Here is a 26,317-nt window from a genome sequence, read left to right as displayed (position 1 = left end):
GCTCAGCGGGTGGTGTTGACCAGCAGGAGGTCCGTCGGGACCTCGTGGGTGATGCGGTTGGAGACCGAGCCGAGCAGGCGCGAGGGTCCGCTCATGCCCTTGTTACCGATGACGAGCAGGTCGTAGTCCCGCCCACCGCGGGTGAGGCCGCTGACGGCGTCACCGTCGACGATCACCTGACGCGGTCGGTCCGCGAGTCCCTCGGTTCGGGACGCCGCGTCGTCGAGGACGGCCTCCCCGCGCTCCTGCGTGCGCGCGACGGTCACGAGGGTGGCCTCGGCGCCGATGGCGTCGGCGAGGGCGAGACCCCGTTCCACCGCGCGTGCCGCGGTCCGCGACCCGTCGGTCGCGAGCGCGATCCGTTCCCACCCCGTGTCGCGCTGCGTGCACAGCAGCAGGTCGACGGGGGAGTGGTGGGTGAGCTGGTGGGGGACGTTGCCGACCAGCCGCTCGGAGCGGTGGGTCAACCCCACGGTCCCCACCACCAGCAGCCCGTCGGGGTGGGTGCCAGCCGACTCGAGCAGAGACTCGACCGGGGCGCCGATGGCCTGGATCTGCCGGACGTCCTCGACCTCGAGGCGCCTGGCGGTCCCGGCGGCGTCGGAGGTGGTCTCGATCGCCCACTGCGCGTCCATCGCCGCGGCGCTGCCACCCGGGAACTTCGCTTCCTCGGACAGCGCCGGGGGATCGCTCTGGTGGCGCTGCCAGGCGGTGATGACCACGAGGGGAGCGCCCACGCCCGATGCGACGCGTGCGGCGACCTCGACGGCGCGACCCGCCGTGGCGGACCCGTCGGTCCCGACCAGCACGTGGCTGTAGCTCACCCCTCGTCCTCTCCGTCGACGGTGGCGCCGGCGTCCGACGGCGGTACCACGTCGGTGCGGTCGGCGGTCTCCTGCAGGGCGTCGACCACGAGCTCGACGGAGTCGATACGCCACTCGCCTCCGTCGTCGACCAGCCCGAGCCGGGCGTACCGGAGCGACACCTCGGTGCCCTCGGTGATGTCGGTCGTCACCTCCTGGACCACGACGGCCAGCGCGACGGCCTGATCCCCGTCGAGCGACTGGACGAGGACGTCCTCGACCTCGCCCCGCGAGCGAGCGCCGATCTCCTCGAGCGTGGCGAGGTCATCGGTGCCGCCGAAGAGCTGGTCGACGTCCGTGGCGAAGGTCTCGGTCCCGGCAGCACGCAGCGACTCGCGGGTGTCGGCCATCCCGTCGGAGGCGTCCCAGGTGGTCAGCTCGAGCGCGAAGCTGCCCGCTGCGGTCTCGATGCGTTCGAGCTCGGCGGTCCGCGCGTCCGCCTCCTGGATGGTCAGCACCGCCCACACCACGGCCGCGATGGCGGCCAGCGTGGCGATCGCAGCGATGATCCAGGGCAGCATCGACCCGCGGCGAGCGTCGCCCATCGCGGGGGCGAGGTCATCCCCGGGAGCGGGGGCGTCCGGGCCACCCGGAGCGTCGAGGGCCTCGGTCGTGCTGCCGTCCTGCACCATCAGGTGTCGCTCCCACGTCGGCGGAGCCGCCAGCCGGCCCAGCCAAGCAGAGGCAGGCCGATGAGGGCGATCCCCGTCGCGATGAGGATGCCGATGTGGGTCCCCGTGCGTGCGAGGTCGTCGTCGCCGCGGGCCACGAGCTCGGTCGACCCGTCTTGACCCTCGACCGTGGTCCCGCCCACCGGACGGTCGGAGGAGGCGGGGACGGGCGACACCTCGTCACCCTCGCGGCGCGAGCTGCTGCCGTCCGGGTCCACCCGGGGGTTGGACGCGGCGACGCGGGGCGCGTAGTCGATCCCTGGTGAGGTGGGGTGGGCGTCCTGCACACCCGGTTGACGGACGGCGTCGGTGCCGCGGCCGAACTCCTCGCTGACACACGCGGCACCAGGGGTGGTGGCGTACGTCGGGCGGAACTCGGGGTAGAACTCGGCCGTCATCGGCTCGTCGCCGACGAGCTGGACGCGGAGCCAGAGCAGCCCGGTGTTGCTGTCCGGCTGCGCGAAGAGGGCGAAACCCTGCTGGAAGAAGAAGCGGTGGAGCACGAGCCCGCGCTCGAACTCGTCGAGCTTGGAGGAGTACAGACCCGGTCCGTTGGCGCCGTCGTAGGTCGACGGTCCGAGCAGCAGGTCGTTCAGCGACGTCAGGTCGCCCATGAGGCAGCCGAGGTTCGGCCGGGTGTTCAGCACGAACGCGTCGAGCTGGTCGAGCGCCGGGGTGGCGTTGTCGAGCAACGCGTCGACGTTCGGTCGCTGCTCGGCGAACACCTCGGTCAGGTCCGCGCCGTTGCGGATGGCGGAGCGCAGCGTGTCCCGCTGCTCTTGGAGGACCGCGAGCGTGGCCTCCGAGGCGTCGAGCAGGCGCTCGAACTCGGGGATACCGCCGACCAACGTGCGCTGCAGGTCGAGGCTGTCGCGACCGAGCCGGCGCAGTCGTTCGCCGCGCCCGTCGAGCGCGAGCGCGAGCTCCTCGACCACGATGGTGACGTCGTCGACCTCGAGCGCCGAGAACAGCTCGACGGTCTCCTCGAGCAGCCCGGCGACCTCCGGAGCGATGGTGATGTCCTCGGTGGTGACCTCCGAGTCCGGCTCCGCCGCGGTCCAGTCGGCCTCCGTCGGGGCCAGGTCGATGGCCTGCTCACCGATGGGGGAGCGACGTAGCACCGTGGTCCGTGCGGGGTCGGGGATCTGCTGGTCGCCCTGGATGCTCAGGCTGAGCAGCACCCCGTTCTCGGTCACCTCGACGTCATCCACCTGCCCGACCGCACGGCCCATGACGGTGACCTGCTGGTCCGGCAGGATGCCGCCCGCCTCGGGCAGCGCCACCCGGAGCGGGTAGCTGTCGTCGAACACCACGCCGCTGGCGTAGGTCGCGAACGCACCGGCGACGAGCAGGATGCTCAGGCCGACGACCACGAGGACGTTGGTCGAGACGCGTGCCGATAGCCCTCTCACGATCCACCCTCCCGCACGTCACCGGTCATCGGGCGTTCGCTTCGTCGGTCTCCTGGCGGCACACCTCGAGGTCGTCGTAGCACTCCTCGCTGCGCGGGGACTTGTCGATCGGTTCGCCCGGCTCCGGGTGCTGCAGGTCGCAGGACTCGGCCGGGTTGTTCGGATCGTCGTTGACGCCGCAGACGATGAAATCGAGCCAGACCTGCCCGAAGTGGCTCCCCGAGCCCTGCTCGAGGACCACGCCGTTCGGGACGTGCAGGTTGTGACGCGGCAACCACGTCAGGACGTTGCTGAGTGCACCGTCGACGCGCGTGAGCTGGGCGAGCACGATCCGCAGGGTCCGGATGGAGTCGTCGATCTCGGAGCGGTGGTCGCGCAGGATGCGGCTGCCGACCGTGGACAGCTCGTCGAGGTCGGCGAGCGCGTCGAGGAGGCGGTCGTCCTCCTCCTCGAGCACCTGCGACGCTCGCTCGAGGACGGCCAGGGATCCGGCGTTGACCTCCGCATCGGGGGCCATCGCCGCGGCGAGGCCGTCGAGCGAGTCGATCAGCGCGAGCAGGTCATCGGAGCTGTCGTTGTAGGTGCCGACGAAGCCGTTGACGTCGTCGATGAAGCGGCCGAGCAACCCGCCGCGTCCACCGAAGGCGATGGCACCGGTCTCGACCGCTGCGGCGAGCTGATCGGACGCGATGACCGAGAGCGCGTTGTCACCGGAGGCGACCAGCTCCTCGAACTCGGTCACGACGCGCGTGTCCTCGATCACGTCGCCGTCCTGCAGCGACCCGCCGTCCTCGATGGGGCGCAGGTCGATGAACATCTCGCCGAGCAGGGCGGTGCGGCCGAGGACGGCTTCGGTGCCATCGGGCAGACCGAGGTCGTTCTGGACCTCCATGGTGACCTCGGCACGCATGTCGTCGGTCAGCTCGATGCCCTTGATGACGCCGACGGGAACGTCACCGGCGCGGACGTGGGCGTCGGTGACGAGGCCACCGACATCGTCGAAGGTCGCGGTCAGGGTGATGGGGTCCGACCCGGCGGGCGAGCAGGCCGCCAGGAGGGTCGCCAGCGCGACGACGGGAGCCATGATCGACCACCGACGTCGACGTGAGGTGCGCGTGGAGGTGTTCACCGGTCACCTCCGCCGGTCAGCCCGCCGAGTCCATCGAGCAAGCCGGCGTCGTCGGAGGGCGCATCCTCGTCGGATGGCGCGGGTCCACCGGCGTCGCTCGGGGCGTCGGAGCCGTCCTGCTGGTTCTCGAGCATCTCACCGATCACGACCTCACCGAGCTCGGGCGAGGCGGTCGCGAGGTTCAGCAGCGCTTCCTCGATCGGGACGGCGTCACCACGGCAGGGGACGATCGGCGCGGCGCAGACGACGCCGCCGAGCAGGTCGGCGATGACCGCGTTCTCGCACAGGTCCCCCGGCAGGCCGGCTTGCAGGCACAGGCCCCCGATGCGGAAGATGATCCCCTCGGTCAGCGGCTCACCGAGCGCGAACAGCTGGTCCTGCAGGGGCAGGTACCCGCGCTCGCGGTCGACGACCCGTTCCGCGTGCCGGAACAGCTCGGCCGACGACAGGATGGCGTTCGAGACGTTGTCCAGGTTGCGTTGGACGGTCCGCCCGACGCGGGTGAGGACCGCGATGTCGTCCTCGAGGCGGGTGCGGTTGACGGCGAGCAGCCCATCGAGCTCGGCGGTCACCCGCACGAGCCCCGTCAACGCCGCGTCGATGTCGCCCCGGTCGTTGACCAGCGAGGCGGCGACGGTGTCGAAGTCCTGGAGGATCGCCGCGAGCTCCTGATCCCGGGACGACAGGGTCTGGTTGAGGTCGGCGAGCCGTGCCGCGAGATCGATCAGCTCCTGATCGTTGTCGCGCAGCACGCCGATCGCGTCGCTGGCCGAGTCGATGGTGCGGCCGAGCTGGGCACCCTGGCCATCGAGGGTGTCGGCCAGGTTGGTCACGAACCGGGCGACCTCGGGCCCCTCGAGGCCCCCCACGAAGTTCTCGAGGCCGGTCAGCACCTCGTCGAACTCGAAGGGCACGAGGGTCCGCTCGACCGGGATGACGGTGTCCGCCGCCATCCGGGGGCCGTCGGTGTAGGCCTGCAGCTGCACGTAGCGCTCGCCGAGCAGCGAGGCGGGGACCACCGTCGCGGACGAGTCCGCGGGCAGGTCGACGTCCCCGTCGATACGCATGATGACCTCGACCACCTCGGCCCCGTCGGGGACGACGATGTCGGTGATCTGGCCGACGTTCACCCCGAGCACCTTGACGGGGGAGCCCGGGAAGAGGTTGAACGAGCGGGTCAGTTCGGCGCTCACGGTGTAGGCGCCGTTGTTGCCGAAGATCCCACACGCCGACGTGGCGAGCGCGAGGACGAGCAGCGCCGCGATGGTGCGTCGCCGGGGTCCGGTGGTCATCACTGGCCACCTCCCTGGAGCGTGGTGGGGACGCCGAGGAAGCGGCTGACGGCGTCGGTACCGGTCAGCCCGCGGCCGAGGTCCCCGATGAGCGGCGCGGGACCGCCCTGGTCCTGGCCGCCGTCGTCGGCTGGCGGTCCGTCCTCCGAGCCCTGGGACGGGACGCCCTCCTCACCACAGCGTGGGTCCGGTGCGAGCACCTCGGTGAAGAGCTGGTCGAGCGCGCCGCCACACTCGAGGAGCGAGCCGATGCCGATGCTGCCGAGGTTGGTGGCGAAGACGTTGCCCCAGCTCGGGTTGTCGACCTGGGCGGCGCCACCGGAGTAGCCGATCGACGAGAAGCCATCGAGCCCGGACGCGAGGTAGGTCAGGGTGTGCGCGAGGTCGACCTGGTGGCGGTCGATCACCGCGAGGTCCTCGCTGAAGGATTCGACGACCCGGTCGATCTGCGCTCGGCGTTCGGCGACCAGATCGGCGGTGAGGGTCGAGGTCCGCGAGGTCTCACGCAGGAGCCGGGTGATGTCGGCACGGCGGTCGACGAGGCGGTCGAGCACGGACCCGAAGTCGTCGATGATCGCCACCAGCTCGGTGTCCTTGGAGGCGACGGCGTCGACGACGACCGTGGCCCGGTCGAGGACGTCCTCGATCTCATCGCGGCGGTCCGAGACGATGGTGGTCACCGCTTCGACACCCTCGAGGAGGGCTTCGACGTCCTCGCGACTGTCGTCGGTGACGTCGGCGAGCGCGGTGGTCAGCTCGCGAAGGGCTGGCACGTCGAGCTCACCGAGCAGCTCGGCGGACCGGTCCCCGAGCTCGGGCAGGTCCACCGGGGTCGTGGTGCGGTCGAGCGGGATGAGGCTGCCGGCTTCGAGCATCTGCGACGACGTGCCGGGCACGACGGTCAGCCCGCGGCGGCCGAGGGCGGTGTTCAAGGTCACCGCAGCCATCGAGTCGGCGGGCATCTCGGGCACCGTGAGGGTGAAGTCGACGAGCACGTGGTCCCCGTCGATCTCGACCCCGGTGACGGTGCCCGCCCGGTGGCCGCCGACGTAGACGAAGTCGCCGTCCTCGAGGCCGGCCGCGTCGGTGAAGGCGGCCTGCATGGGTTCACCGTCGACGAACAACCCCGCGGTGGCGAGCACCGCGAAGGCGGTGCCGGCGGCCACGACCGCCGCGACGATGACCCCGATGACGGCCTGGTTGCGTTCGAGCAGCATCAGCGACCCCCTCCGCCGAAGAGCTCCGCGAGGGCGTCGGAACTGGCGCCGCCGCCGTCCGAGCCGCCGCTGGCGTTGGGCTTGGCGGCCCCTCGCTCGGTGGTGATGACCTCGCCACCGACCGACATGCCGACGGCACGGATGTTGAACCACTGGCCGGTCCGCGAGATCAGGTGGTAGCCGACGAGGCCACGGGGGGAGGTCTCGAGCACGCGTTGGAGGTCGTCGTGCTGGGCGTTGAGGACGGCGGTGACGTCCTCGAGCGCGTCGAGCGTCAGGCGGATCTCGTCGTCGTTGGCCTCGACGAGGCGCCGCAGCTCCTCCTGGCCGTCGGCGATCGAGATGATCGCTGAATCGAGCTCGTCGTTGCGTTCACGCAGCGTCGAGGCGACCTCGGCGAACGAGTCGATGAGCCCCCGCAGCTGCTCCTCACGCGCCGCGTAGGCGTCGAGGACGGTCACCGAGTTCGTCAGCAACCGCTCGATCTCGGTGTCGCGGGATGCGATCGTCTGGGTCAGTTCGCCACCCTGACGGATGAGGTCGCGGACCTCGCCCTCGCGTCCGACGAGCGCGGTCGACAGCGCCTCGAGGATCTCGTTCTGCTGGGACGGGTCGAGGGCGTCGATGAACGGTGTCAGCCGCTGCAACAGCGAGCCGAGGTCGGCGGGGGAGCGGGTCTGATCGCGCGGGAAGGTGTGGTCAGGGTCGACCGGGGCGCCCTCGCCGGGTTCGACGTAGAGGTAGCGGAGCCCCGTCACGTTGCGCCACCGGATCGCGATGGTCGAGTCCTCGGGGACCGCGATGTCCTCGGCCAGGGAGAAGTCGACGTGGACGGCGCCTCCGGGCTGGTGGGCGATGTCCTCGACGCGACCGAGGGTGACGCCAGCGATCTTCACGTCGTCGTTGACGAGCAGACCTTCGATGTCCTCGAAGGTGGCGGCGTACTCGACGCGGTCCGCGAAGGAGATGTTGCCGATCACGACCACGAGCAGCCCGGTGAACGCCAGGCAGACGAGCGCGAAGAGCCCGAACTTCAGCAGCGTGAAGCGCTCGTTCACGAGGCTCCCTCCGCGCACAGCTCGGGGATCTCGGGCAGCCCGACCACCTCGGCCTCGTGGCACAGGAAGTAGACCGGGTCGAAGGAATCCTCGGTGATGAAGATGCGGAACGGTGCCCACTCGGAGCCGTCGTCGAGCAGCAGACCGCCGGAGCCCAGCGCCCGGCTGTACATGAAGATCCCGTCGACCAGGCTACCGATGTTGTCCTGCTGGCGCTGCAGCACGTCACCGACGGGCTGCGAGGTCCGCAAGAAGCGCGAGATGACCGGCTCCTCGACCTGGAGGAACGCGGAGAAGTTCCGTGAGAAGCGCGACACGGTGTCGAGGTTGCGGCGCAGGTCCGCCTGCCGCTCGACGAGCACCGCGGTGGCTTCGGGCAGGGCGGTGTTCATCCGGGTCAGGTCCGGGACGGCCAGCGTCAACGCGTCGCTGACGTCGGTGAACGCGCGGAGCCGAGCCAGGGTGTCGGGGGCCGTCCGCGCCCCGAACTCGGCGAGCTCCTGGCCGAGCTCGATGTTCTCGGCGATGACCTCGCCCTCGCCGCGCTGGTCACCGAGCGTGTCGACGATCGTGGCGAGGTCCTCGGGGTCGATCGACTCGAGGAACGGCTGCAGCGCGGCGATGGCCTCGGTGATCTCGGTCGGTGCTCGCGACGCCACCAGGTGGTCGCCCGCCTCGAGGTAGGGACCCTCCCCGAGGGAGCCTTCCGGGAAGGACAGGTCGATCTGTTTCTCGCCGAGGAGGGTCTTCGGCGTCACCACGAGGTCGATCTGATCGGCGACCGGCAGCCGCGGCTCGGGATCGAGGGTCAGACGGGCGAGCGCCACGCCGTCCTCGTACATCGTCTCGGCCACCTTGCCGACCGCCACGCCGCGGACCTTGACGTCGGTGCCCTGGCGGACGCCGGAGCCGGCCCGGCCGAGCTCGGCCACGACCTCGTAGCTGCCGGCAGGCGGCGCGTACCGCGCCTCGAGGACGACCGCCGACACCGCGATCACCAGCACGGCGGTCGCCGTGCCGACGATGCGGCGGACGAGCGTCGGATCCATGGTCTTCACGCTCACCCCGCGATCTTGATGGTCTCGCCGCCAGCTGCCCAGAACGCCAACGACAGGACCATGTTCAGGATGACGACCGCGGTGATGGACGCGCGGATGGCGCGCCCCACGGCGACGCCCACGCCGGCGGGTCCACCCCTGGCGTAGAAGCCGTAGTAGGTGTGGATGAGGACGACCACGATCACGAAGATGACCGCCTTCATCACCGAGTAGAAGATGTCGATCGGTGGGAGGAAGAGGTCGAGGCGGGTGTCGTAGGCACCGGGCGAGACGGTGTAGAAGCCCGTCACGATCAGTCGTGTGGCGAAGAAGGCGCTGAAGAGCGCCAGCAGGTACAGGGGGATGGTGGGGATGAGCGCCGCCCACAGGCGGGTCGACACCAGGTAGGGGATCGGGCGGACCCCGATGACCTCGGCCGCGTCGATCTCCTCGGAGATGCGCATGGCGCCGAGCTCGGCGGTGTACCCGGCGCCGATCTTGGCCGCGATCGCGATGCCGGCGATCAGCGGGGTGATCTCACGCACGTTGGCGAACGAGCTGATCAGGCCGACGTAGGCCTGAGCCCCGATCTGGTCGAGCGCCGCGACGCCCTGGAGGCCGACCTGGGTGCCGGTGAAGAACGCCAGCGCCGCGATGACGAACAGCATGCCGCCGCCGACGATGAGACTGCCGGCACCGACCACCACGTCGGAGATCTGCGGGAGGATGACCGATCGCCACCACTTGAGGCTGTAGGGCATGGCGCCGACGGCCTCGCCCCAGAACTTCATCTGGTCGGCGAGTTCCTCGAACGGCTTCAGCGGCCGCGAGACGGTGCGCAGCGCTCGGGTCTCGACGCTCGGCCGGGTGACGTCCTGGGTGGTCATCGTCAGAACTTCGGGGGCACGAGGTTGAAGTACAGGGCGGTCCCGATGAAGTTGGTGAAGAAGAGGATGATGAAGGTCAGGACGACGGCGCGGTTGACGGCGTCGCCGACCGACTTCGGGCCACCGACGACCGAGTAGCCGTACCAGCACGAGATCGATGCGGCGAGGAAGCCGAACAGGGTGGCCTTGATCATCGCCGACCAGAGGTCGGGGAGGTGGGCCAGCTCGGTGAACGAGGCGAAGTAGGCCCCGGAGGTGCCGTCCTGGACCGGGACCGCCATGACCCAGCCGCCGGCGATACCGGCGACCGAGACCAGACCGTTCAGCAGCACCGCCACGAGCGAGGCGGCGGCGAGCCGCGGCAGGACCAGGCGGTGGATCGGGTCGATCCCCATGACCTCCATCGCGTCGAGCTCGTTGCGGATGCGCCGCGAGCCGAGGTCGGCGGTCATCGCCGACCCACCGGCGCCCGCGATGAGCAGGGCCGTGGCGACCGGCGCCGATTCGCGCACGATGGCGAGGACCATCGCGGCGCCGATCGAGGACTCCGCGCCGAGCTGCTGGGCGAACGAGCCGACGTGCAGCGCGATGATGACCCCGAACGGGATCGAGATGAGCACGACCGGGATGGCGGTCACCTTGGCGATGAACCAGCACTGCTGGATGAACTCGCCGAAGGGGAAGCCCTTGCGGATGGAGAGGGTCCCGTCGATGCCCATCGATGCCACGCCACCGAGCTGGGCGACGCTGGCTCGAACGGACGGCACGGAGCTTTCCTCTCCCAAGGTCAGCCGCGGGAGGATAGACCGGGACCCCGTCGTCCGGTCACATCCGTCCGGTCTGCGCGGCCGGGGCGGTGATCGATCGGCGTAGCACCGGCCTCGGGACGTCGGTCCCCCCGCTCTCCACGAGGGCGGGCGCACGGCAGGTCTGCTCACCTCAACGACCGGGGGGCGGGGTGGTGACGGTCACGCTGCCGGTCCCGGTCCCGGCCGGCCGGCCCGGAGCAGCGCTTGACCGTGCGCGGGTCGCGCAGCACACTCCGCCCGCCGGTCGAACAGGGAGCTCGGGACGTGGCGGACGCAGACGAGGACAAGCGAGGTCGGCGCTCCAGTGGCTCGCGGACGCTGTCGCGGGGGCTCGCCCTCCTGACCGCGCTCGGGGAGCACGGGGACGGGGCGACCGTGTCGGGGCTCGCCGAGGCGACGGGCCTGGACCGGGCGGTGCTCTACCGCCTGCTCGACACGCTGACGGCCGAGGGCTTCGTCACCCGTGACCCGGAGACCCGCAAGTACCGCCTCGGGCTGTCGATGCTCGAGCTCGGTGTGCGCGCGGCCCAGGGGCTCGAGGTCCGGCGGCTCGCCGGACCGCCGCTCCGGGCGCTGTCCGAGGACACCAACGAGACCGCGTGCCTGGCCGTGCGTGACCGTGACGACCTCGTGGTCGTCGAGGTCATCGAGCCCGGCGATCGCTTCGTGCAGGTCAACTACCGCATCGGGTTCCGTCACCCTCTCGGGGTCGCCGCGCACGGCAAGGCGTTGCTGGCCTTCCTGCCGGACGGTGCGCGCGACCCGTCGCTGCAGGCCGTCCGTCAGCGCGGGGTGGCCTACACCCGCGACGAGCTCGAGCCCGGCGCGTCCGGTGTCGCGGCACCCGTCTTCGACCACACCGGCAAGGCCGTCGCCGCCGTCGGCATCGTCGCGCCGACCGCGCGGCTGCCCGAGCCCGAGGCCATCGCCCTCCGCGTCCTGCGGTCGGCCCGTGAGATCTCCGAGCGGCTCGGTTGGCGTCCCCGCCGCGCCACCTGAGCGGTCAGGCCGTCAGCGTGCGCTGAGCGCCGGAAGCTGCGCGGCGCGCGCGAAGCGCTGCGAGAGTGCCTCTCGGGACACGATCCGGGAGGTCAGAGGTGGCGCAGCACGTCCGGGGCCGAGCGACGAAGCAGGCGCACGTCGGGTTGCCCGACGGCACGGTCGAGGAGGAGTTCGGCCGCCGCGGCTTCTACGGGCAGGCCACCCACCTCTACCGCCTGCACCCGCCCACCGGTTGGACCAGCATCGACGGGCCGCTGCGGCCACACGCGATGGACCTGCGCTCGCTTCCCGAACCGGGAGACGATCGGGTGCTGTGGACCGACGTGCTCGTCAACGACGACGTGGCCCTCGGCGTGTGGAGCCGCACCACCGAGCTGCCGTTCTTCCTCCGCGACGGGGACGGTGACCTGACCCTGTTCGTCCACCGCGGCGAGGGCGTGGTCGAGACCGACTTCGGGCCCCTCACCTACGGCGAGGGCGACTACGTCGTGCTGCCGCGCGGCACGACCTTCCGCTTGGTCCCCTCGGCGCCGACGTTCCTGCTCACCATCGCCACGACCGCCCAGATCGAGCCACCCGACAAGGGCCTGCTCGGACGCCACGCGCTGTGGGACGAGTCGGTCGTCCGCATCCCGGACATCGACCCGCACGATGAGGCGGGCGACTTCGAGGTGGTCATCCGCCAGCAGGGCGAGCTGACCAGCGTCCGCTACCCGTTCCACCCGCTGGACGTGGTGGGGTGGAAGGGTGACCTCACGGCCTTCGCCCTGAACGTCCTCGACCTCAAGCCGGTCAGCTCGTTCAGCTACCACCTGCCACCGAGCGCCCACACCACCTTCGTGGCCGGCAGCGCCGTCATCTGCACCTTCGTGCCGCGGCCGCTCGAGACCGCCCCCGACGCCCTGAAGGTGCCGTTCTACCACCGCAACATCGACTACGACGAGGTCATCTTCTACCACCACGGCGACTTCTTCAGCCGTGCCGGGATCGAGCCCGGGATGCTCACCTGGCACCCCCAGGGCATCCACCACGGTCCGCACCCGAAGGCGGTCGCGAACGCCGGGACCAAGGACTTCACCGACGAGATCGCGGTCATGCTCGACACCCGCCACCCCCTCGCGGTCACACCTGCGGGCAGCGGCGTCGAGCTCGGTGACTACTGGGCCAGCTGGCAGGACTGAGCCGGCCCGGCGACCCACCCGAGGACCACTACGCTGGTCCCACACGAGCGGGTCGGAGGTGCGGTGGCGAGCGAGCTCGAGCTGGCGACGGTCGAGGTGCTCGGCGCCCTCGCGTACGGACAGCTGCGCTCCTTCGAGTCGGCAGCCCGCGCCGTCCGGCACGCGCCGGACGCCGGCACAGCTGACGTGCTCGCGGAGCTCGCCGTGCGGGAACACGCCGCCTACGCGGCGCTGCGCGACCACCTCGCCGAACGCACCGACCTCGCGACGGCGGTGATGGATCGCCAGAAGCCGCACTTCGACGCGTACTTCGACCGCGTGCCGCTCGACGACTGGTTCGGCGCCTGCGTCTTCTTCGCCGTCGGGTTGCCGATGGCGGCCGACTTCGGTCGCGGCCTCGCACCCGTGTTGACGCCCGAGACCGCGGTGGTGGTCGTCGGCGCACTCGCGGACCGCGCCCCCTTCGAGCGGTTCGCCATCGACCGGCTCGGGGCGCTGCTCACCGACGACGCGGCCACGCAACGGGCCGGTCGCGTCGCCGCCGACGTGCTGGGCCGGGCGCTGACGGTCTTCCAGGGGATCATCGCCGACACCGATGCCCTGAAGGTCCTGCTCGAGCACGACGCCGAGGAGGAGGGCGTGTCCGGCGAGGCTCGCGTCAAGGAGCTGGCCATCACCGTCCTGTCCGGCCACCGCCGGCGGATGGTGGAGCTCGGCCTCGAGGACCTCGACGAGCTCTAGGCCGACGGCACTACGGCGTGGCGGGCGTCCGTTCGAGGTGGACGCCGTCCCAGGCCGGATCGCGGTGCGGGTGGTCCTCGCGCCAGTGCCCCCCGCGTGATTCGGTCCGTAGGCGCGCCGACCCGACGATCAGCTCCGAGGTGCGGATGCCGTGGTGGAGCTCGATCTCCTCGGGGCTCTCGCCCGGGTGGCCGAGCTCGGTCCGCCAGGCGGCCAGCTGGGACGCGGTCGCCGCCAGCGCCGCGCCGTCGCGCACCGGTCCAGCCCCGGTCGACATCAGCGCGCGGAGCTGCCGCCGGAGCTCGGCGACATCGGAGCGCGACCCGGTGCCGACCGGCGGCGCGGGACCGAGGTCACCGACCGCGTCGGGCAGCTCTTCCGCGAGTGCCCGGGCCGTCCGAGCACCGAAGACCACCGCCTCGCTGAGCGAGTTCGACGCCATGCGGTTGGCGCCGTGCAGACCGGTGGACGCGACCTCGCCACAGGCGTAGAGACCGAGGACCGACGTGCGGCCGTGCAGGTCCGTGCGCACCCCGCCGACGTGGTAGTGGGCCGCAGGCGTGACGGGGACACGTTCGGTCGCGAGGTCGAAGCCGTGCTGGCGGGCCCCGCCGAGCACGGTGGGGAACTCGTGGACGAGCACGTCGTGACCGAGACCGGTGGCGTCGAGCCAGGCGGTCCCGTCCGGCTGTTCCAGGATCGCCTTGGCGACCACGTGCCGCGGTGCGAGCTCGGCGTCGGGGTGGCGACCGACCAGGAACCGGGTGCCGTCCTCGGCGTGGAGGGTGGCGCCGGCGCCGCGCAGCGCTTCGGTCAGCAGGAAGCGCCAGGTGCCGCTGACCGCCAGACCGGTCGGGTGGAACTGGACGAACTCGACGTCGCGGACGGCGGCGCCGGCCGCGACGGCGAGCGCGAGTCCATCCCCCGTGGCGTTGTCCGGGTTGGTCGTCGCGGCGAACAGCCCGCCGCAGCCGCCGGTCGCGAGCACGGTCGCGCGAGCGTGGACCGCGACCGGGCCGTCCGGCGTCAGGACGTGGGCTCCGGTGACCGAGCCGGCGGGGTCCCGCGCCAGGGACCGGACGATGCCGGCCAGACGGCTGACGCGTGGGGCGGCGGCGAGCCGCAGGACACGCATCAGCTCGGCTCCGGTGGCGTCGGCCCGGCGGACCGACCTGGCGACCCGCTGGCCACCCTCGCGTGCGAGCGAGAGGGTCGGCAACAGCTCGGCCGCCTCGGTCCCGACCGGGACGCCACCGACGTCGCCGCCGTGGTGGCGGTCGAGCACCGCGCCGAGCTCGAGCAGCCGCAGCACGTGCTGCGGGGCCTCACGGGTCAGCACGTCGACCGCGACGGGGTCGCACAGGCCGTCGCCGGCGATGATGGTGTCCTCGGCGTGCGCGGCGGGGGAGTCGTCCGGGCCGAGCGCTGCGGCCAACCCTCCCTGGGCCCACGGCGAGGACCCGGAATCGCCTCCGGGCACCCCCTTGTCCACGACGATCACGTCGAGGTGGTCGGGCAACGACACCGCGGCGTACAGCCCGGCGAGCCCCGCGCCGATGATGAGGACGTCGCAGGTGGCGCGCCCACCGTCGATCGGGGGTGCCGGCGGAGGTCCGCCGATCGATGGGGCGTTCACGCTGGCCGGTCGAGGGTCGAGGTCCGGGTGTCGACCGGTCGGGGCGTGCGGTCGGCGACGGTGTCGCGGACCGCGATCGAGTTGGTGACGACCTCGCCGAAGCCGACGGGGTCGAGCAGCAACCAGGAGTGGCCGGCGTCCTCGATGATGTCGCCCTGCGCGCCCGCCGCGTCGCACATCGCCAGGAACGTCGCTTCGGGGACCACGGTGTCCTCCGCTCCCCAGACGATCGAGACCGGCAGACCGCGTTCGGCGAGCTCGGCCAACTCGTCGCGCAGGTCAGCGCGCCGGGCGAGGTCGGCCGCACGCCACACGGCACGCGGGTTGGTCAGCGCGTTGGTCAGCACGTCACGCACGACCACCGGGAGGGTGCGGCTCTGGCGCCACGGCAGGCGACCACCGAGACCCGCCGGACGGAACTCCGCGGGCAGGTGCAGGCCCCAGTCCCACAGCGGTCGGTCCGCCAGCGAGCGTGGCCCCTTGGTGCTGTCCTTCCACACCGAACCACCGATCGAGTTCACCAGCGTCAGCGAACGAGCGCGGCCCGGGTGGTACCAGGCGGTCGCGGTCGACACCCCACCGCCGAAGGAGTGGCCGACGAGGGCCGCGGGTTCGTCGACCCCGAGGTGATCGAGCAGGGTGTCGAGCCAGTTGGCGAGCTTCTCGAAGGTGTACTCGCCCGGCAGCGGGTCGCTGCGTCCGAAGCCGGGCAGCGCCGGGGCGATGACGCGGTGGCCGGAGGCGGCGATCAGCGGCAACGCGTCGGCGTACGACCTCGCCGACAGGCCCCAGCCGTGCACGAAGACCACGGGCGGCCCGTCGCCCGCTTCGCCGTAGACCACGGTCCGGCCGTCCAGGGTGGTCCGGTGCCAGCGCAACCGCGCGTCAGCGGGTCTCGGCACGGGGGAGCTCCGGTCGGCGGTCGCGTCGACCCGTGAGGGTACCGCGCAGCCCCCGGCCGACCCCGATCGAGGACGACCGGGCGTCCCGACGCTCCGGACGTGGCAGCCTGACGTCCCCACCCCGACGACGAGGAGATCAGCGTGACCGAGAGCACGACCACGGCGGACACGCCGGACGTCGGGATCCTCGGCGGCACCGGCAACCTCGGCGCCGCCCTCGCGCAGCGCTGGTCGAGCGCTGGCCTGCGGGTGGTCATCGGGTCACGCGACCCGGAGCGGGCGGTGACACGCGCGGCCGAGCTCCGCCAGGATCTGCCCTCGGAGGCGGGATCGCTCACCGGTGGCAGCAACGCCGATGCCGCCACGGCTCCCGTGGTCGTCGCGGCCATCCCGACCGAGGGCGCTGGGGAGCTGGTCGCTCCGCTGTCCGAGCAGCTCGCCGGCGGTGTGCTCGTGAGCACGCTCTCGCCCCTCGAGTTCGACGCGGACGGACCTCGCCCGGGTCGTGTCGAGGCCGGGTCGGCAGCGGAGCTGCTCGCCGCTGCGGCACCGTCGGCGCGGGTCGTGGCGGGCTTCCACACCGTCTCGGCGGTGACGCTCGCCGACCTGGGGCGGGCGCTCGACGAGGACGTGCTGCTGTGCGGGGACGACGAGGACGCACTGGCCGAGGTGGCTGCGCTCGTCGACGACCACCTCGAGGGGGCCCGGGCGGTCGTGGTCGGGCCGCTCCGGCTCGCGGTGGCGCTCGAGGCGTCGACCGCGGTGCTGATCTCGACCAACCGTCGGCACCGAGCCCACGCCGGTCTGCGCGTCACCGGGCTGTGACGGCGACTCAGCGCAGCTCGCCGGCGACGGCGCTCAGGAAGGCCGCAGCCTTCGCGAGGCTCTCCTCGTGTTCGAGCGCCGGGTCGGACGCCGCGACGATCCCGCCGCCGGCGCCGTGATCGACGGTCCCGTCCGGGTGGCGGGTGGCGGTGCGGATCGCGACGGACAGGGACGCGGCCCCGGGGGACAGGAACCCGAGCGCCCCGCAGTACCACCCACGACGGACGGGCTCCAGCGCTTCGATCACCTCCATCGCCCGCACCTTCGGGGCGCCCGTGATGGACCCGCACGGGAACGTCGCCCGGAGCAGCTCGCCGTACCCCGTGCCGGGTCGCAGCTCCCCGATCACCTCCGAGACCAGGTGCCACACCGTCGGGTGGGGCTCGATGACGCACAGCTGCGGGACGCTGACCGAGCCGGGGACGCAGACCCGCCCGAGGTCGTTGCGCTCGAGGTCGACGATCATCACGTTCTCGGCACGGTCCTTGGCGCTCGTGGCCAGATCGTCGGCGTTGGCGGCATCGATGGTGGGGTCGGCGTGGCGCGGCCGGGTGCCCTTGATGGGACGCACGGTGACGTCGTGCCCGTCGACCTCGAGGAAGGTCTCCGGCGAGATGGACGCGACCCCGACGTCGGCCAGCATCGCGGCGTGCGGAGCGGGTGATGCGGCGCGGAGCCGGCGGTACAGGTCGCTCAGCGTGCCCGTCCAGGTCGTCGTCAGACGCTGGGCGAGGTTGACCTGGAAGCAGTCGCCCGCCGCGATGTGCTCGAGGACCGATCGGACGGCGGCCAGGTACTCGTCCCGCGGCAGGGAGGTCGTCACGGACCGTCGGTCCGGCGCGGGCACCGCCGGAGCCCGCGTGGCCGCAGCGCACCGCCTCGTCACCTCGGCCATCAGGCGGCGGACGACCGCTCGGTCGTTCACGAGCGGCCGGCCGAGCACCGTGGCGCTGGACCGCGTGGGCGACACCGCCACGACCACCTCCGCGATGCGGAGCGAGAGGTGGGCCTGCTGCCGGTCGTCGACCGCCAGCGTCGGCAGCCGCTCGATGCGTCGCCCGAGGTCGTACGCGAAGGCCCCGACCAACCCGCCGGTGAACGGCGGCAGTCGCGGATCGCGGGGAGCGTCGGGGGTGACCCCCGCACGGGAGCACCACCCCTCGATCGCTGCGAACGGATCGGCGCCGAGATCGGTGCGACGCCCACCCCCGTGGTCGAGCACGGTCCGGTGGCCGTCATCGACGATCCGGGCACCGATCGTCGGCACCAGGTAGCTCCAGCCGGCCGCACCGGTCGCCGTCTCGAGCACGTCGACCGGGGCGAGGGCGGCGGCGAGGCCGTCGACGTCGATGCGGCCGTCCGGTGCCCGGGGGAGATCGGTCAGCGGTGTGATCCGGACCGGGGCCGAGGAGCGATCCTGGTCCGGGGTCGGCGCTGTGCTCGCGCCGTCCACCGGCTCAGACGCTCGCAGGCACGCCGTACTTGCGGCGGAAGTCCCCGTCGTCGAGCTCATCGAGATCGGTATCGAGCTGGGACTCGAACGCGTCCGCCTGGTCCTCGTCGGAGAACGTCTGGGCCCACACGAGCGCGCCGGTCGCCGCGACCTGCAGCTGGACGTCGTACATGACCGCGCCGTCGTACCCGCCACGCCGGCGGGTGAGGACCCGGAAGTCTTGGCGGGGGGTGCGGTCGGGCACGCGGGACCTCGAGAGGTGTGGATGGGGGACCGCGCGCTGGCGCGGAGCCGGACGGTACCGGCGCACCGGGGAGGGCAGCAACGCGCCGGTAGGCTCGTGCGGTCCCGTCCGCGGGCTTCGCAACGTCCACCGAGCCCGGGCTCCGGCCCGAGGAGGCGTCTGTCCCGTGAAGGTCTACACCAAGCGCGGTGACGACGGCACGACCGGGCTGCTGTACGGCGGGCGGGTGCCGAAGGACGACCTGCGGACGCACGCCTACGGCACCGTGGACGAGACCTGCAGCGCGCTCGGTCTGGCGCGCGCCGAGCTCCCCGCCGAAGGCGACGGCGCCCACCTCCACCAGCAGGTGCTCACCATCCAGCGCGAGCTGTTCGTGGTCGGCGCGCAGCTGGCCACGCTCGAGGAGCACTGGGCCAAGCTCGAGGTCGGCATCTCCAAGGTGGACGACGCGATGGTCGACGCCATCGATGTCCGGATCGACGCGTGCGTCGCACGGCACCCGCTGCCGCAGCACTTCGTGGTGCCGGGCGGCAACCGGGCGGCAGCGGCGCTGGACCTGGCCCGGACGGTGTGCCGACGCGCCGAACGCGAGGTCGTCGCGATGCAGCGCGCCGGTCTGCTGCCCGACGAGGCACCGCTGCGCTACCTGAACCGCGTCGCCGACGAGCTCTACGTGCTCGCCCGTGAGGTCGAGGGCACCCACCTCGCGTCGCGCGAGGACGCCTGATCGTCGCGCCGGCCGTGCACGTCGACGACCTCGGCACCGAGGTCGCGCCCGCCGGCGGCGCCCCGTCGCGGATCGTCTCGCTCGTGCCGAACCTCACCGAGACCCTGTGGTGGTGGCACCTGGCCGACCACGTCGTCGGACGGACGCAGTGGTGCACCGCCCCACCCGGAGCCTTCCCGGACGCCACCGTCGTGCGGGGGACCAAGAACCCGGACGTCGCCACGATCGTCGACCTGGCGCCGGACCTGGTCATCGCCAACGAGGAGGAGAACCGCGAGATCGACGTCGCGCGGCTCCGTGACGCCGGTGTCGCCGTCTGGGTGACGCGGGTCCGCACCCTCAGCGATGCAACCGCGAGCCTCGAACGGCTCGCCGCCGCCCTCGGGGTGCCGGGTGCCGAACGGGACACCACCGATGCGTTGGCACGCCTGCAGGCGAGCGCCCCGGCCGGCCCGCCGCTCCGGGTCTTCGTGCCGATCTGGCGCGGCCTCCCGCCCGTGGGCGGTCGCGACGATGAGACCTGGATGGCGGTCGGATCGGCGACCATCGCCGCGGACGTGCTGGCGTCAGCGGGTTTCGCCGTCTGGCCGGACACGCCGGGGGAGCGCTACCCGACGGTCGGGTTCGACGACGTCCTCGCGGCCGACCTCGATGCCGTGCTGCTCACCGATGAGCCCTACGCCTTCGGGGAGGTGGATCGCGCCGACCTACCGGGGTTCCGGGTCCGCGCGGTGGACGGCACCGGGCTGTTCTGGTGGGGGCCGCGCACTCCGGCGACGGTCGCCGACCTCCGTCGCCTCGCTCGCCACCTGCACCGGGCGATCCGGCGAGGCTGACCGGCTGCGGCAGCCCCCGGCGCGTCAGTCGGGAGCGGCGTCCAGGCGCGCGATGGCCGCGGCGCGTTCGCGAGCCAGCCGAGCCCGCTGCAACGCCGCGAGGGCGCGTTCCTCGGCTGCCGCCGCTCGGATCTCGGCCGTCCGGAAGCGCCGCTCAGCCGTCGCGATGACCCCGGCGTCCGCCCTGGCATCGAGTTCGTCCTGTTGGTCGTCGAACGTGGATTGCTCCCGATCTCGGGCGTCCTGCGCGTCGTCGAGCAGCTCCTGGTGCGCGTCCCGGCGCTCCTGGGCGGCCCGGATGGCCGACCCGTCGAGCGTCCGTCCTCCCCGCCCGTCGTCCGGGTCCGACCCGAGCTCGTCGCGGATGCGGTCGGTGCGGTCCTGCTCGAGGTCGCTCGACTGCTGATCACGGTCGGCGACCGCCTGCCCGAGGTCGGAGATGGCCCGGTTGCGAGATCCACGCCGAGCTCGCCGAGCAGCGCGAGGGTCGCGTCGTCCTCGACGCCCTCGGCGACCGTCCGTAGGTCGAAGGCCCCTGCGAGGCTCACGACCGCCTCGATGACGGCCCGGCTCGACGCGTCGTGGAGGGCGTCGCGCACGAACTCGATGTCGATCTTCAGGAAGTCGAGCGGGAACCGCACGATCGGCTGGGCGTACAGGACCAGACCGTCGTGGTCGAGCGCCCCGCGGATCCGTTGCAGGCACTCGACCTCCGCGACCCCCTCGGCGAGCCGGTCCTCGGCGTCCCGTCGGTAGCTGACGTCGCGGAAGACGATCACGTACCCGGTGGCAGCGGCGGTCAGGTCGGAGCGCAGCGGCGTCGCCACGTACTCGATGGGCAGCTCGCTCCCGTCCCGCCGGACCAGCTCGCAGGCGACCGGGTGGGTGCTACCGGAGGCGTGCGTGACCGAGTCCGCGAACGGTCCGACCCCCTCGGCACCGTGGACCCAGCGGAGGAAGGACCCCCCGATGGGTTCGGTGAGCGAGGCACGGAGCATCCGCCGTCCCGGGGGTTGACGTAGGTGATGTAGCCCGCCGGGTCCAGGGTGCAGAGGCCGTCACCGATGCTGTCGGCGATCGCCTGCAAGCGGCCCTCCAACGCGATGTCGTGGGTGCGATCGACGGCGATGGCGACCATCGCAACGGGGCGTCCATCCGGCCCCACCACGATCGAGCTGCGGAGGTGGACGGGGACGGTGGTGCCGTCGGGTCGCGTCGCGGTGAAGTCGCCCTCCCACCCGTCGCCCGTCGTGAGGTGCGCGACGAACGAAGCAGCCTGCTCCCTGACGTCCGGCGCGACGACCAGATCGGAGATCGGCCGGCCGATCTCCGCCGCGGCCGGCGTGCCGTAGAGGCGTTCGGCGCCGTGGCTCCACCAGGTGACCACGCCCCGCAGGTCGGTCGCGGTCACGGCGGCATCCACCTCGTCGAGCAGGCGACCGCGGATCCGACCCTCCTCGATCCCCGTGCGGCGAGCGGTGATGTCGGCGTGGATCACGAGGAGCCCGGTCGCGCCGTCCAGGGGGAAACGTCGAACGGTCAGCTCGCACCACCGTTCGGCTCCCGACGTCCGACAGGGGTACTCGTGGTGGAAGTCCTCCCGATCACCGCCGAGCACGGCACGCAGACCATCGCCGATCGCGGCGGTGTCCGGATCGTCCGCCGCGACGTCGTACGCCGCCAGGTAGTCGTCCCCGGCTCGGAGCGGTCGATCCACGCGTCGAAGGCACCGAGGACGGCAGCGTGCTGGCTGAGCGAACGGCGGGCCCCACCGATGTTCGGTCCTGCAGGTGTGGCTCGCAAGCGCAGCCTCGACCGCCGCCGGGGGTCCGGGGTTCAGGGCGAAGCGATCACCCCGTTCGATGGTCGGCGTCAGCGATCGTCAGGGATAGGCGCGGGTAGGAACACCACGCCAGGCGCGCGCGGTGCCCTGAGGAGCGTTCAGCGGTAGGTGTGTTCCGGACCCGGGTACTCACCGTCGGCGACCTCGCTCACGTACGCCTTGATCGCACCGGCCATCTCGCTGCGCAGGTCGACGTACTGCTTGACGAACCGCGGGAGCCGGCCGGTGGTGAGGCCGAGCAGGTCGTGCCACACGAGGACCTGCGCGTCGCAGTGCAGGCCGGCTCCGATCCCGATCGTGGGCACCGCGATCGCATCGGTGACCCGACGGGCCAGCTCCTCGGGGATGCACTCGAGGACGATCGCGAAGGCGCCGGCATCGGCGAGCGCGATGGCGTCCGCGACGAGCGCATCCGCCGCTGCGTCGTCGCGCCCCTGGACCTTGAAGCCGCCGAACTGGTTCACCGACTGTGGGGTGAGTCCGAGGTGGCCCATCACGGGGATCCCGGCGCGCACGAGGTGCGCGGTGACCTCGACCATCGGACCGCCACCCTCGAGCTTGACGGCGTTCGCGCCGCCCTCCTTCAGCATCCGGACCGCCGACGCGAACGCCTGCGAGGGGCCGTCCTGGTAGGTCCCGAACGGCAGGTCCCCGACGACCAGGCTGTTCGGTGCGCCGCGCGACACCGCGGCGGTGTGGTGGAGCATCTCCTCGAGGGTGACCGGCACGGTCGAGTCGTAGCCGAGCGCGACCATGCCGAGCGAGTCACCGACGAGCAGGACCGGGACGCCGAGCTCGTCGAGCAGGGCAGCGGACGACGCGTCGTAGGCGGTGAGCATCGCGAAGCGCTCACCACGCTCCTTGGACGCGCGCAGGTCGTGGATCGAGACGGGACGCGCCGGGCTGGCCGCGCCGTGTTGATCGGCAGCGTGAACGGACACCGTGGGGCTCCTCCTGCCGGCCCGCGGTCGTCCCGACGCTCTCACGTCGGGTCACGAACTGGGGTCCAGCGGTCGACCGGATCGGTGTGACGGAGGGAGGGTACGGCAGCGTTCCGGTGGCGTGCACATCGGTGGATGGTGACCGGGTCAGATCGGATCGTCGACGGGCCCGTCCCCACCTGCGGGCTCGGGGTGCTCGAGCTCGGCCACCGACCCGTCGGGCAGATCGTCGAGATCGGCGACCTCGTGGACGGTGCGGGCGTCGAGCCCACGGAGCACCCGACGCGCGCGTCGCAGCGTCCGGGCGTCGAGCCCGCGGACGCCGACGGCCACCCCGCCCGGGACGAGCGGCGCGAAGGTGCGCTCCCACGAGCTGGCCATCGTCGGCAGCGTCAGGAGCGCCGTCAGCACCCCGACGCCAGCCCCGAAGGCGGCGCCCCCGGCGAGCCCCGCCGCGAGCACGGCGATGCCCTGCCCCGAGGTCACGACGAGCAGCGCGGCCCCGAAGACCGCTCCCGGCGGCACGCCCCAGAGCGCGCCCCGCAGCGCTCGCCCCCCGACGGCGAGCGAGCTACCACGGTCGGTCTGGCGGTCGCCGGCCCGGCCGGCGGTGGTGACCTCGATGCGACCGAGCAGCTCGATGGCCCCACCATCGACCCCGGCTCGGGACAGCCGCTCGATGCACCGGCGGGCCCCGCGGGCGTCGGCGTGGACGACCACGAGGTCGGGGAGACCGGTGCGCAGACCCACGGGCGACTCCTCGGACCGGACGGGGTGCCGACGGCCGAGGGGAGGGAACCCGACCCGGCGGCGCCGTGCGACGCTCCTCGACGGGCCGTGACGGCGAGGAGGCCCGGTGAGGAGCCCCGGTGACGAGCACGCAGGTCGGTTCGTCGGGCGTGCGGTTGCAGTTGAGCGAACGTGGTCCGGCTGACGCGCCGACCGTCGTGCTCGTGCACGGCTACCCCGACACCTTGCAGCTGTGGGACGACGTGGTCGCGGTGCTCGCCGACGAGCTCCGCGTCGTCGTCTACGACGTCCGCGGAGCGGGGCGTTCCACCGCGCCCGCCGACCGGTCCGGGTACGCGATGAGCCACCTCCTCGACGACCTCCGCGCGGTCCTCGACGCGGTCGCACCGACCCGACGCGTGCACCTCGTCGGTCACGACTGGGGCGCCATCCAGGGCTTCGCGGCCGCCTCCGACGAGTCGCTGAGCCCACGGTTGGCCTCGTTCACCGCGATCGCCGCGCCGGGGCTCGGGACGGCGCGCGCGTGGGTGGCGCGCCGGCTCGCCGAGCCGTCACCGCGCCACCTCGTGGAGCTCGCGGGCCAGCTGGGGCGGTCGTGGTACCTCGCCGCGTTCCAGGTGCCCGTGCTCCCCGAGCTGGCGCTGCGGACGATGGGTGACCTGCCCATCGGCACGGGAGGTGTGGAGGACGCCGTGCGGGGTCTCGGCCTCTACCGCGCCAACCGGAGCGGGGAGGCCACACGGGCGCCGGTCCCCACGGGGCTGCCCGTGCGGATCATCGCCGGCCGCCGTGACCCGTTCGTGTCCCCGCGCGTCTTCGATGACCTCGCGTCGCTGCCCCACGTCACGGTCACCGAGGTCGATGGTGGGCACTGGCTCCCGCGGACCCACCCGGAGCGCGTCGCTCGGCACGTGCGTGACCTGGTCACCGAGGTGGAAGCGGGTGCCGACGGCTGACGCGCCGTCAGTTGTTCCAGCCGGAGGTCATCGGGACGCGGCGGTCGCGGCCGAACGCTCGGGTCGTCACCTTCGGGCCGGGAGCGGCCTGCCGCCGCTTGAACTCGGCACGCTCGATGAGCTGGACGATCCGACGGACCACGTCCTCGTCGGCGATGCCCTCGGCCACGATGTCGGCGATGGAGCGCAGCTGTTCGACGTACCCCTCGACGATGGCGTCGAGCACCTCGTAGGGGGGCAGGGAGTCGTCGTCGCGCTGGTCCGGTCGCAGCTCGGCCGACGGCGGCTTGTCGATCGTCGAGACGGGGATGACCTCACCGTCGGCGTCGCCGTCGAAGGGCGCGGGGTTGGCGTTGCGCCACCTGGCGAGCTCGTAGACCAGGAGCTTCGGGACGTCCTTGAGCGGTGCGAAACCGCCGGCCATGTCGCCGTACAGCGTCGCGTACCCGACGGCGTACTCGGACTTGTTCCCCGTCGTGAGCACGATCGCGCCGGTCTCGTTGGACAGCGCCATCAGGAGCAGGCCACGCAGCCGGGCCTGCAGGTTCTCGTACGCGACCCCTGGCTGCTGGCCGTCCTCGCGGTCGAAGCCGGTGATGACGAGGTCGCCGAGCACGTCCCCGACGGCCTCGAGCGGTCGTCCGATGTGCAGCGTCTCGGTCGGCATCCCGAGCGCTCCGGCGAGCGCTTCGGCGTCGCTCACGGAGTGGTCGGACGAGTACGGCGACGGCATCAGGACGCCCGTGACGTGATCGGCTCCGAGCGCGTCCGCGGCCACGGCAGCGACCACGGCGGAGTCGATCCCGCCGGAGAGCCCGATCAGGGCGTCCCGGAACCCGTTCTCGTGGCAGTAGTCGCGCGTGGCGCGGACCAGGGCGTGCCAGACCTCGCCGACCGGGTCGAGCCGCGGGAGATCCTCGTGGCGGACCACCGGGCGCGACGCATCGCCGGCGCCGCGGACCGCGACCTCGGCGTCGACCTCGATGGGGTCGACGGGGACGTCCACGACGACGAGGTCCTCGCGGAACTGCGCTGCGCGGGCCCGGACCCGCCCATCGGGTCCGATCAGGAATGAGTCACCGTCGAAGACGACGTCGTCCTGTCCGCCGACGACGTTGACGTACGCCACCCACGTGCCGTCACGTTCGGCGTGGGTCGCGGCCCACCGTTCCCGATCGGCGCGCTTGCCGCGGTGGTAGGGCGAGGCGTTGAGGTTGGCGATGACGCGGGCGCCGGCGTCGGCGGCCCGACCGAGCGGCCCAGGTTCGATCCACAGGTCCTCGCACACGGTGACCCCGACGGGCACCCCGGCGATGGACACCACCAGGGGCCGGTCGACGGGCGTGAAGTAGCGCGCCTCGTCGAACACGCCGTAGTTGGGGAGCCGCAGCTTGTCGTAGGTCGCGACCACCTCACCGTCGCACAGGACCGCGGCGCTGTTGGTCAGCTCCTGGTCCGCGGCCGACGCGACCGCCGGTCCCGCGGAGACGGCCGGATCCTCGTGGACCAGGTCGCCCTCCGCGGTGCCGACGTACCCGACGATCGCCGCGGTGCCGCGGGGCCCCTCGGCCGCCATCCGGTGGACCGCGTCGAGGTTCGCCGCCACGAACTCCGGCTTCAGTAGCAGATCCTCGGGCGGGTACCCGGTGGTGGTCAGCTCGGTGAAGACCACGAGGTCAGCGCCCTGGTCGGCCGCGCGGCGCCAGGCGTCGAGCACACGATCGACGTTGCCGTCGATGTCGCCCACACGGGCGGCGATCTGCGCGAGCGCGATGCGGAGCGTCACGGCCAGGGCCCTCCGGGAGCGGGAGATGGGTCGCGTCGGACGCTAGCGGCGGCGCCGAGCGTCCCGCCCGCCCACGTGGGCGGGGTTCACCGGACGCGATGAAACGGAGTGTTCACACA

Annotated in this window: 25 protein-coding genes and 1 pseudogene; 7 read left to right on the top strand and 19 right to left on the bottom strand. The window is 72.3% G+C overall.

The features are described from left to right. Positions 1-2: 2 nt before the first annotated feature. Genes WEB03_RS05375 through WEB03_RS05330 form a run of 10 tightly spaced genes read right to left on the bottom strand, consistent with a single transcriptional unit; the run spans position 3 to position 10,285 of the window. Entirely contained in the window at positions 3-824 is an 822-nt protein-coding gene (locus WEB03_RS05375) for a universal stress protein (RefSeq protein WP_368069922.1), read from the bottom strand. Further along, positions 821-1,495: a hypothetical protein gene (locus WEB03_RS05370; protein ID WP_368069921.1), complete on the bottom strand. Its 675-nt coding sequence runs from the start codon at positions 1,493-1,495 to the stop codon at positions 821-823. The genes WEB03_RS05375 and WEB03_RS05370 overlap by 4 nt, the downstream gene beginning before the upstream one ends. After that, positions 1,495-2,946 carry an MlaD family protein gene (locus tag WEB03_RS05365; RefSeq protein WP_368069920.1) on the bottom strand — a complete coding sequence of 484 codons (1,452 nt, stop codon included), beginning with the start codon at positions 2,944-2,946 and terminating at the stop codon, positions 1,495-1,497. The genes WEB03_RS05370 and WEB03_RS05365 overlap by 1 nt, the downstream gene beginning before the upstream one ends. 25 nt (positions 2,947-2,971) lie before the next feature. Further along, positions 2,972-4,075 (bottom strand): MlaD family protein, encoded by a 1,104-nt coding sequence (locus tag WEB03_RS05360; RefSeq protein ID WP_368069919.1) that lies wholly within the window; start codon positions 4,073-4,075, stop codon positions 2,972-2,974. Continuing rightward, complete coding sequence (locus tag WEB03_RS05355) at positions 4,072-5,367, bottom strand: MCE family protein (protein ID WP_368069918.1); 1,296 nt, start codon at positions 5,365-5,367, stop codon at positions 4,072-4,074. The genes WEB03_RS05360 and WEB03_RS05355 overlap by 4 nt, the downstream gene beginning before the upstream one ends. After that, positions 5,367-6,584, bottom strand: a complete 1,218-nt coding sequence (locus WEB03_RS05350; protein ID WP_368069917.1) for an MCE family protein — start codon at positions 6,582-6,584, stop codon at positions 5,367-5,369. Before WEB03_RS05350 ends, WEB03_RS05355 begins: the two co-directional genes overlap by 1 nt. Further along, on the bottom strand, positions 6,584-7,642 hold the full coding sequence (locus WEB03_RS05345) for an MCE family protein (RefSeq protein WP_368069916.1): 1,059 nt from the start codon (positions 7,640-7,642) through the stop codon (positions 6,584-6,586). Before WEB03_RS05345 ends, WEB03_RS05350 begins: the two co-directional genes overlap by 1 nt. Further along, positions 7,639-8,706 carry an MlaD family protein gene (locus WEB03_RS05340; protein WP_368069915.1) on the bottom strand — a complete coding sequence of 356 codons (1,068 nt, stop codon included), beginning with the start codon at positions 8,704-8,706 and terminating at the stop codon, positions 7,639-7,641. The genes WEB03_RS05345 and WEB03_RS05340 overlap by 4 nt, the downstream gene beginning before the upstream one ends. Further along, a complete protein-coding gene (locus WEB03_RS05335) occupies positions 8,703-9,566 on the bottom strand; it encodes an ABC transporter permease (RefSeq protein ID WP_368069914.1) in 864 nt (287 codons plus the stop codon). The genes WEB03_RS05340 and WEB03_RS05335 overlap by 4 nt, the downstream gene beginning before the upstream one ends. A gap of 2 nt (positions 9,567-9,568) precedes the next feature. Then, positions 9,569-10,285, bottom strand: coding sequence for an MlaE family ABC transporter permease (locus tag WEB03_RS05330; RefSeq protein ID WP_368069943.1), 717 nt, complete (start codon positions 10,283-10,285; stop codon positions 9,569-9,571). A 354-nt stretch (positions 10,286-10,639) separates the two neighbouring features. Between WEB03_RS05330 and WEB03_RS05325 the strand changes: the two genes are divergently transcribed. From WEB03_RS05325 to WEB03_RS05315, 3 genes are all read left to right on the top strand, one after another. Beyond that, on the top strand, positions 10,640-11,374 hold the full coding sequence (locus WEB03_RS05325; RefSeq protein WP_368069913.1) for an IclR family transcriptional regulator: 735 nt from the start codon (positions 10,640-10,642) through the stop codon (positions 11,372-11,374). A gap of 98 nt (positions 11,375-11,472) precedes the next feature. Then, positions 11,473-12,558 carry a homogentisate 1,2-dioxygenase gene (locus WEB03_RS05320; protein ID WP_368069912.1) on the top strand — a complete coding sequence of 362 codons (1,086 nt, stop codon included), beginning with the start codon at positions 11,473-11,475 and terminating at the stop codon, positions 12,556-12,558. Between the two features lie 63 nt (positions 12,559-12,621). Then, positions 12,622-13,299, top strand: a complete 678-nt coding sequence (locus tag WEB03_RS05315; protein ID WP_368069911.1) for a ferritin-like fold-containing protein — start codon at positions 12,622-12,624, stop codon at positions 13,297-13,299. 10 nt (positions 13,300-13,309) lie between these two features. Here the strand turns inward: WEB03_RS05315 and WEB03_RS05310 are convergent, their stop codons facing one another. Both WEB03_RS05310 and WEB03_RS05305 read right to left on the bottom strand, forming a co-directional pair. After that, a complete protein-coding gene (locus WEB03_RS05310) occupies positions 13,310-14,935 on the bottom strand; it encodes an L-aspartate oxidase (protein WP_368069910.1) in 1,626 nt (541 codons plus the stop codon). Continuing rightward, positions 14,932-15,837, bottom strand: a complete 906-nt coding sequence (locus WEB03_RS05305; RefSeq protein WP_368069909.1) for an alpha/beta fold hydrolase — start codon at positions 15,835-15,837, stop codon at positions 14,932-14,934. Before WEB03_RS05305 ends, WEB03_RS05310 begins: the two co-directional genes overlap by 4 nt. Positions 15,838-15,978: 141 nt before the next feature. Here WEB03_RS05305 and npdG point away from each other — a divergent pair, with 141 nt between their 5' ends. Then, positions 15,979-16,662: an NADPH-dependent F420 reductase gene (gene npdG, locus WEB03_RS05300; protein ID WP_368069908.1), complete on the top strand. Its 684-nt coding sequence runs from the start codon at positions 15,979-15,981 to the stop codon at positions 16,660-16,662. Positions 16,663-16,669: 7 nt separating this feature from the next. Here npdG and pabB read toward each other — a convergent pair whose 3' ends face one another. Both pabB and WEB03_RS05290 read right to left on the bottom strand, forming a co-directional pair. After that, entirely contained in the window at positions 16,670-18,115 is a 1,446-nt protein-coding gene (gene pabB, locus WEB03_RS05295) for an aminodeoxychorismate synthase component I (RefSeq protein WP_368069907.1), read from the bottom strand. A gap of 4 nt (positions 18,116-18,119) precedes the next feature. Continuing rightward, complete coding sequence (locus WEB03_RS05290) at positions 18,120-18,359, bottom strand: hypothetical protein (protein ID WP_368069906.1); 240 nt, start codon at positions 18,357-18,359, stop codon at positions 18,120-18,122. Positions 18,360-18,525: 166 nt separating this feature from the next. Here WEB03_RS05290 and WEB03_RS05285 point away from each other — a divergent pair, with 166 nt between their 5' ends. Together WEB03_RS05285 and WEB03_RS05280 are read left to right on the top strand one after the other, a co-directional pair. Further along, on the top strand, positions 18,526-19,086 hold the full coding sequence (locus WEB03_RS05285) for a cob(I)yrinic acid a,c-diamide adenosyltransferase (protein WP_368069905.1): 561 nt from the start codon (positions 18,526-18,528) through the stop codon (positions 19,084-19,086). 14 nt (positions 19,087-19,100) lie between these two features. Continuing rightward, positions 19,101-19,922: a helical backbone metal receptor gene (locus WEB03_RS05280; RefSeq protein ID WP_368069904.1), complete on the top strand. Its 822-nt coding sequence runs from the start codon at positions 19,101-19,103 to the stop codon at positions 19,920-19,922. A gap of 455 nt (positions 19,923-20,377) precedes the next feature. On the opposite strand, the pseudogene WEB03_RS05275 reads toward WEB03_RS05280, so the two are convergent. The 4 genes and pseudogenes from WEB03_RS05275 to WEB03_RS05260 form a co-directional block, all read right to left on the bottom strand. Further along, positions 20,378-20,563, bottom strand: a pseudogene (locus WEB03_RS05275) (EAL domain-containing protein); the annotation flags it as partial. Between the two features lie 158 nt (positions 20,564-20,721). Continuing rightward, the gene (locus WEB03_RS05270; RefSeq protein WP_368069903.1) at positions 20,722-21,639 is read right to left on the bottom strand and encodes a PAS domain-containing protein; all 918 of its coding nucleotides are present in this window, start codon (positions 21,637-21,639) and stop codon (positions 20,722-20,724) included. A gap of 224 nt (positions 21,640-21,863) precedes the next feature. Next, positions 21,864-22,706: a 3-methyl-2-oxobutanoate hydroxymethyltransferase gene (panB, locus tag WEB03_RS05265; protein ID WP_368069902.1), complete on the bottom strand. Its 843-nt coding sequence runs from the start codon at positions 22,704-22,706 to the stop codon at positions 21,864-21,866. Positions 22,707-22,853: 147 nt separating this feature from the next. Further along, on the bottom strand, positions 22,854-23,456 hold the full coding sequence (locus WEB03_RS05260; RefSeq protein ID WP_368069901.1) for a hypothetical protein: 603 nt from the start codon (positions 23,454-23,456) through the stop codon (positions 22,854-22,856). A 119-nt stretch (positions 23,457-23,575) separates the two neighbouring features. Here WEB03_RS05260 and WEB03_RS05255 point away from each other — a divergent pair, with 119 nt between their 5' ends. Continuing rightward, entirely contained in the window at positions 23,576-24,412 is an 837-nt protein-coding gene (locus WEB03_RS05255) for an alpha/beta fold hydrolase (protein WP_368069900.1), read from the top strand. Between the two features lie 7 nt (positions 24,413-24,419). Here WEB03_RS05255 and WEB03_RS05250 read toward each other — a convergent pair whose 3' ends face one another. Then, positions 24,420-26,198 (bottom strand): NAD+ synthase, encoded by a 1,779-nt coding sequence (locus WEB03_RS05250; protein ID WP_368069899.1) that lies wholly within the window; start codon positions 26,196-26,198, stop codon positions 24,420-24,422. Positions 26,199-26,317 lie beyond the last annotated feature (119 nt).

This window comes from Nitriliruptor sp. (assembly GCF_040882075.1).
Classification (GTDB): domain Bacteria; phylum Actinomycetota; class Nitriliruptoria; order Nitriliruptorales; family Nitriliruptoraceae; genus Nitriliruptor.
Note: the sequence above shows the minus strand (reverse complement) of the source record. Positions and strands in the feature narration are given on the sequence as shown.

What these genes read in the sequence shown, in the direction of transcription:
- WEB03_RS05330 (WP_368069943.1), bottom strand. Translation starts at nt 10,285, where the DNA reads ATGGGCATCGACGGGACCCTCTCCATCCGCAAGGGCTTCCCCTTCGGC.
- WEB03_RS05350 (WP_368069917.1), bottom strand. Translation starts at nt 6,584, where the DNA reads ATGCTGCTCGAACGCAACCAGGCCGTCATCGGGGTCATCGTCGCGGCG.
- WEB03_RS05370 (WP_368069921.1), bottom strand. Translation starts at nt 1,495, where the DNA reads ATGGTGCAGGACGGCAGCACGACCGAGGCCCTCGACGCTCCGGGTGGC.
- WEB03_RS05335 (WP_368069914.1), bottom strand. Translation starts at nt 9,566, where the DNA reads ATGACCACCCAGGACGTCACCCGGCCGAGCGTCGAGACCCGAGCGCTG.
- WEB03_RS05355 (WP_368069918.1), bottom strand. Translation starts at nt 5,367, where the DNA reads ATGACCACCGGACCCCGGCGACGCACCATCGCGGCGCTGCTCGTCCTC.